This is a genomic window from Streptomyces sp. NPDC059909 (assembly GCF_042730885.1).
Taxonomy (GTDB): domain Bacteria; phylum Actinomycetota; class Actinomycetes; order Streptomycetales; family Streptomycetaceae; genus Streptomyces.
The window spans coordinates 19613-25084 of sequence record NZ_JBHWKX010000027.1 but is presented as its reverse complement, the minus strand read 5'-3'; the positions used below and the strand labels follow the sequence as shown (position 1 = coordinate 25084).

Annotated in this window: 6 protein-coding genes; 4 read left to right on the top strand and 2 right to left on the bottom strand. The window is 71.0% G+C overall.

The annotated features are described in order from the left end of the window. Nucleotides 1-159: 159 nt before the first annotated feature. Both ACFV9O_RS19655 and ACFV9O_RS19650 read right to left on the bottom strand, forming a co-directional pair. A complete protein-coding gene (locus ACFV9O_RS19655) occupies nt 160-1359 on the bottom strand; it encodes a S8 family peptidase (protein ID WP_385419501.1) in 1200 nt (399 codons plus the stop codon). Nucleotides 1360-1452: 93 nt separating this feature from the next. Continuing rightward, a complete protein-coding gene (locus ACFV9O_RS19650; RefSeq protein ID WP_385419498.1) occupies nt 1453-1674 on the bottom strand; it encodes a hypothetical protein in 222 nt (73 codons plus the stop codon). Nucleotides 1675-1850: 176 nt separating this feature from the next. On the opposite strand from ACFV9O_RS19650, the gene ACFV9O_RS19645 reads away from it, so the two are divergent. The 4 genes from ACFV9O_RS19645 to ACFV9O_RS19630 all read left to right on the top strand — a co-directional run bounded on the left by ACFV9O_RS19645 (nt 1851) and on the right by ACFV9O_RS19630 (nt 5351). Next, complete coding sequence (locus tag ACFV9O_RS19645) at nt 1851-2261, top strand: PPOX class F420-dependent oxidoreductase (RefSeq protein ID WP_385419495.1); 411 nt, start codon at nt 1851-1853, stop codon at nt 2259-2261. 46 nt (nt 2262-2307) lie between these two features. Next, a complete protein-coding gene (locus tag ACFV9O_RS19640; protein WP_385419492.1) occupies nt 2308-3231 on the top strand; it encodes a LysR family transcriptional regulator in 924 nt (307 codons plus the stop codon). A gap of 129 nt (nt 3232-3360) precedes the next feature. After that, nucleotides 3361-4248, top strand: coding sequence for an SAM-dependent methyltransferase (locus ACFV9O_RS19635; RefSeq protein ID WP_385419489.1), 888 nt, complete (start codon nt 3361-3363; stop codon nt 4246-4248). Between the two features lie 2 nt (nt 4249-4250). Then, nucleotides 4251-5351: a hypothetical protein gene (locus ACFV9O_RS19630; RefSeq protein ID WP_385419486.1), complete on the top strand. Its 1101-nt coding sequence runs from the start codon at nt 4251-4253 to the stop codon at nt 5349-5351. Nucleotides 5352-5472: the final 121 nt, after the last annotated feature.

The following is a 5472-nucleotide window of genomic DNA, read 5'->3' as shown; positions in this document are numbered from 1 at the left end:
TCTTTCTTTCTTTCTCTCTTGTTGTCGCTCCTTTTGGTTTTTTGTGTTCTTTTTTTTTGTTGTTTTTTTTGTTTTTTTTTTTGTTGCTTCCCCCCCCCCCCGGTACCAGTCAGGCGCCGGGCCGCGGGCCCGACGAGGCTCGATCGGTCTCGGTCGTGGTCACAGACCGCCGGTGAACAGCAGCCGGTTGGGCGAGCCCTTCGAGATGCTCTTCACCGCGTCCTTGGTGGTCTGCCCGACGATCCACTCCGAGACCGTCTGCACATCGGCGTCCGGGTGGGCGGACCGGTAGAGCGCGGCGACGCCGGCCACGTGCGGGGCCGCCATCGACGTACCGTTCATCGCGGTGCTGCCGCCGCCCAGCAGAGCGGAGACGATCTCGCTGCCCGGCGCATAGAGATCGAGGCATTCGCCGTAGTTGCTGAAGTCGGTCTCGGCGTCCTCGCGGTCGGTCGCGCCGACGGTGACGGCGTTCGCCGCGCTCGCGGGCGAGATGCCGCAGGCGTCCTCGGCGGAGTTGCCCGCCGCGGTGACCGGCAGGACGCCACCGGCGAAGACCGCCTCGGCGGCGGCGTTCGCGGTGGGGGACGTCCCGCCGCCGAGCGAGGCGTTCAGGACCGCGGGCTGCTTTGCGTTCCTGGCGACCCAGTCGATGCCCGCGATGATCCCGGACCAGGTCCCGTTGCCGTTGCAGTCGAGCACGCGCACGCTGACCAGGGTGGCCTCCGGCGCCACGCCGTAGGTCGCCCCGCCCGCCGTGCCCGCCACATGGGTGCCGTGCCCCTCGCAGTCCTGCCCCCGGCGGCCGTCGCCGATCGCGTCGAAGCCGAACTCGGCCCGCCCGCCGAACTCGCTGTGCCCGTAGTCGATGCCGGTGTCGACCACGTAGACGGTCACCCCCTTGCCGGTGGCGGCGGCCGCGAACTGCCCGTCCAACGGCAGTTTCCGCTGGTCCGCGCGGTCGAGCCCCCAACTCGCGGCGGCAACGGCCCGGCCGGACGGGTCGGCGGGGTAAGTGTCGTGGGCGGAGACCTTCGAGTCCTCCTCCACCGCTGCCACCCCGGGTGACAACCGCACCGCCGCCAGCTGATCGGTGCGCAGCGTCGCGGAGAACCCGCGCATGGCCCGGTTGTACGTGTAGCGCGGTTTCACCCCGGCCTGCCGCGCCACGTCCGCGGGCTCGGCGCCGGTCTTCAGCGACACGATGTAACTGCCCTTGATCGGCTCGGCCGCTTGATGCAGGGGAGCGGGGCCGGGCATGGGCCGGTGGGCGTGGTCCTGGGCCACGACCGTCCCCTGGGCGGCGAGGGGCAGTGCGGCGAACAGGGCGGCGGCCGCGCAGCGAGCGAACAGTCGCATGGAATCTCCATTCGGAACGATGATCATGTCATCGCTTTCTTCGACCTGGCCGCGGCGGTGCTTGAGTCTCTGTCCGCCGTTCGCGCGTCCGCGTCACCGGCAGATCTCGCCCCGGCTGCGGGCATTCGCGCGTGCCGTGCCGGCGCGGAGCCGCTCCTGCGGGGTCGCCTCACGCAGCGCATCCGGCGTGCAGTCCCACTCCACGCCCCCGGCGGGCGGTCTCAGCTGTACGTACGGGCCGACGCGCCCCATGACCCCGCCGAGCCTGCCGGTGCAGGTGTCGACGGCGTACGTCCCCGTCCTCGTCCCCGTCATCGCGCGGCCTCGACGAGCGGCACGGCCGACGCCACGTCGACGGTCAGCGAGGGGAGGGGCACCCCGGCCGCCGCCAGTGACGCGTGGAGCTCGTTGCACACGAGCTGGGTGGCGCCTGGCGGCGAGCGGGAGCATCGCGGCCCTGCACCGCCCCGAGACGGCATAGGCTCTGGCGCATGCCGATATCGCTGAGTGCGTCCGTCCGGAAGCTCCTCGACGCCCCCGTACCCGCCGTGCTTGCCACCGTCAATCCCGATGGCAGTCCCCAGACTTCGGTGGTCTGGGTGGGCCGGGACGGTGACGACCTGCTGATCTCCTCGCAGGCCGGCCGCCGCAAGGAGCGGAACGTGATCCGTGAGCCGAGGGTCAGCGTGACCCTGTACGACCCGGCCGACCCGCTCCGGTACGTGGAGTTGCGCGGCAGGGCGGCTGTCACGGAGGACACGGGGCGCGAGCTGGCGTTCGCGCTGGCGGAGCAGAACGAGGGGCCGGGCGCGGGCGAGGAGTATCGGGAGCTGCCGCCGGAGGTGGTCCGCGTCGTCATCCGGGTCACGCCGGAGCGGGCGCTGGGTACTGCCGCGCAGTGAGCGGTGGCGGCCGATGAGCCGCACCACGGCTGAGTAGCGTGTCCGCATGGCCGAGTGGGACAAGTGGGACGTCAAGAAGCTGCGGATCCTCCGCACGCTGCGGGACCGCGGCACCGTGACCGCGACCGCCGAGGCGCTGCTCATGACGCCGTCGGCCGTGTCGCAGCAGCTGACGAACCTCGCCAAGCAGCTCGGCGTACAGCTGCTGGAGGCGCAGGGGCGCCGCGTCCGGCTCACGGATGCGGCGCACCTGGTGCTGCGGCACGCGGAGGCCGTGTTCGCGGAGTTGGAGCGGGCGGACGCGGAGCTGGCCGGGTATCTGCGGGGCGAGGCGGGGGAGGTGCGCATCGGGGCGTTCTCGACGGCCGTGCCCGCCCTCGTCGTCCCCGCCGTGCAGGCGCTGCGGACGCGGCATCCCGCGCTGGAGGTGCGTGTAAGGGAGGCCGAGGCGGCCGAGGCGTACGAGCTGCTGTCCGCCGGGGACGTGGACCTGGCCCTGTCCCTGGCGGCGCACGCGCCCACCGCCCGCGACCCGAAGTTCACCCGTGCACCGCTGCTGGCCGACCCGCTCGACGTGGCGCTGCCCGCCGGGCATCCGATGGCCGGTGAGCCGGGGCTGCGGCTCGCCGATCTGTCGGGGGAGCCGTGGATCTTCGGCGGCAGCGGCCCGTGGTCCGAGATCACCCGTGCCGCGTGCGAGGCGGCCGGGTTCGTGCCCGAGCAGGCTCACTCCGCATCCGGCTGGACGGCGATCCTCGCGATGGTCGAGGCGGGCATGGGTGTCGCGCTCGTACCGCGCATGGCGGCCGCCGAGCGGCGCAGCGGTGTCGCGATGCGCGTGCTCGGCACGGACCAGCCCCGGAGGCATGTGATTGCCGCGGTGCGCCGGGGTGCGGAGCAAGGGGCGGGGGTGGCCCACGTGCTGGCGGCGCTGCGCGAGGCGGCCGAGGCCCGGTCGCCCGGTGGCTGAACTACGCGCATACTGCGAGAGTTTGACGGCGTGACGAAAGTATGACGGGGGGTGACTTGAACGATCAACTTCGGGCAGAGTTGATCCGCGGGCCACCCCCACCCGCCAGGACGCAGACTGGAGAGCACGATGGAGAACAGCCTCGTCACCTTTGACGACACCCAAGTGCCCTTGTATTACACACGCAAGACGGCCGACATCCTCTACAAGTACGGCCCGGGACCGCGTGTCCATTTCCATATGGGGCTCTTCGCCCCTGGCACCCCCAACACCACAGTGTCGCAGCGTGTCCTGAAACGGCGCATCGTCGCATCCCAGGAAGCCATCGTCGAGCACGCGGCCCGCACCTGGGGCGCGTACGCCACCCCACCCGCCGATGTCCTCGACATCGGCTGCGGGGTGGGCGGTGGCTCGCTCTACTGGGCGCAGGAGCACGGTTCCAGAGTCACCGGGCTCACCGTGGCGGCCGATCACATACCCGTCATAGAGGACTTCGCCCGCCAGGCCGGTGTCGAAGACCGGGTCACCCCGCTTCTCACCGACGTCCACGACTTCGTCGCGGAGCGCGCCTACGACGCGGCATACGCCAACGAGAGCTCCGGCTACATGGATCGCAAGCGGCTCTTCCAGGTCGTGGCGAAGGCACTGCGGCCCGGTGGCTGGTTCGGCATCCAGGAGCACTTCATCTGCCGCCCGGAATGGACCGAGTTCATCGACGGGTACTACAAGACCCGCCTCGGCACCCTCACCGAGTACATCTCCGCCGCCGAGGCCGCCGGTTTCGAGCTGGAGCAGGACGAGGACGTCACCGACCGCGTCGCCGAATTCTGGGTGCAGTCCATGGCCTGGAACACCGCCGAGCTGGAGCGCGCCGACCGGATCGGGGAGCAGCTGAGCGGTGTCTGGTCCCGCGACCGGCTCACCGAATCGGCCATCACCCACGGCAAGCTCTTCCGGATCTGGCGCGACCACGCCATGGAGACCCGGCTGCTGCTCTTCCGGCTGGGAGGGCACTGACAGTGATCGCCGAGCATGGTCACCCGTCGCGGATAGGCTGGCAACTTCCGCCGTTCTACTGCCCGTTCAACGAGAAGCTGGTCCACCCCAAGGTCGCGGAGCTGGAGCAGCGGGCCGTCGAGTGGACCGACGCGTTCGGGATCTATCCCGACGCCGTCGAACGGGCCTGGGGGCTGGCCACCCACAGCGCCGACTTCTCCGGGCGCATCATCCCCCATGGGGACGTGGAGCCGCTGCTGCTGTTCATGCAGTGGAACTACTGGGCCAACGCCGTCGACGACTGGCAGGACTCCGGATCCACCGCGATCAGTACGGCCGACATCACCGACCACAGCGTCCGGCTGGCCCGGGCCATCGAGGCGCCCGGCTCCGCCATGCTCCCGCCGGGTCCGCTGACGGCGGCCCTGGACGACCTGGTGGCCCGTACCCGGGCCCTGCTCACCCCCTTCCAGCTCCGCAGGTTCACCGAGGGGGCCCGGGACTGGCTGTTCGGCGCCGGCTGGCAGGCCGCCAACGCCGAGCGCGGTGTCATGCCCAGCCTGAACGACTTCGCCGCGGTAGGCGCGCTGGCGAACGGAACCCGGTTCTCGCTCACCTGGTCCGACGCGGCGAACGGCATCGACCTGCCACCGGACGTGCTGTACTCGGCGCCGGTGCAGGCCGTCACCGACGCCGCGGGGTTCATCGTCAGCGCGGACAACGACCTGTTCTCGTACAACAAGGACGACGACCAGGAGCCCTGGGAACAGAACCTGATCAATGTCCTCGCCCACCACCACGGCTGTTCGCCACGGGACGCACTGCCCGCGGCCGTCGCCCTGCGGGACCGGGTGATGACGCTCTTCGTCCGGCTCCGCGCACAGCTGGCCCGGGACGCGGACGATCAGCTCGGCCGCTACCTCGAAGCCCTGGGGCACTACATCGCCGGCAGTATCGAGTGGCAGAACCGGGCACCGCGGTACGCCAGTCCGCGCAACCGCAACGAGCTCCCCGTCCAGGGAGTCTCCTTCGGCATCACCTACCGCGACACGCCCAGCGATCCGAGTACCGAGCCGCTGCCGGTGCCCGCACTCGCCTGGTGGTGGCAGCAGCTGGAGGAGTGAGCGCAGGAGCGCGAACGGGGCGAGGGGGGGGGGCGAAAAGCCGGGCCCCCCCCCCCTCCCTCCTCCCCCCCCCCCCCCCCCGCCTTCCCCACCCACCCCCCCCAGCCCCCCCCCCCCCTCT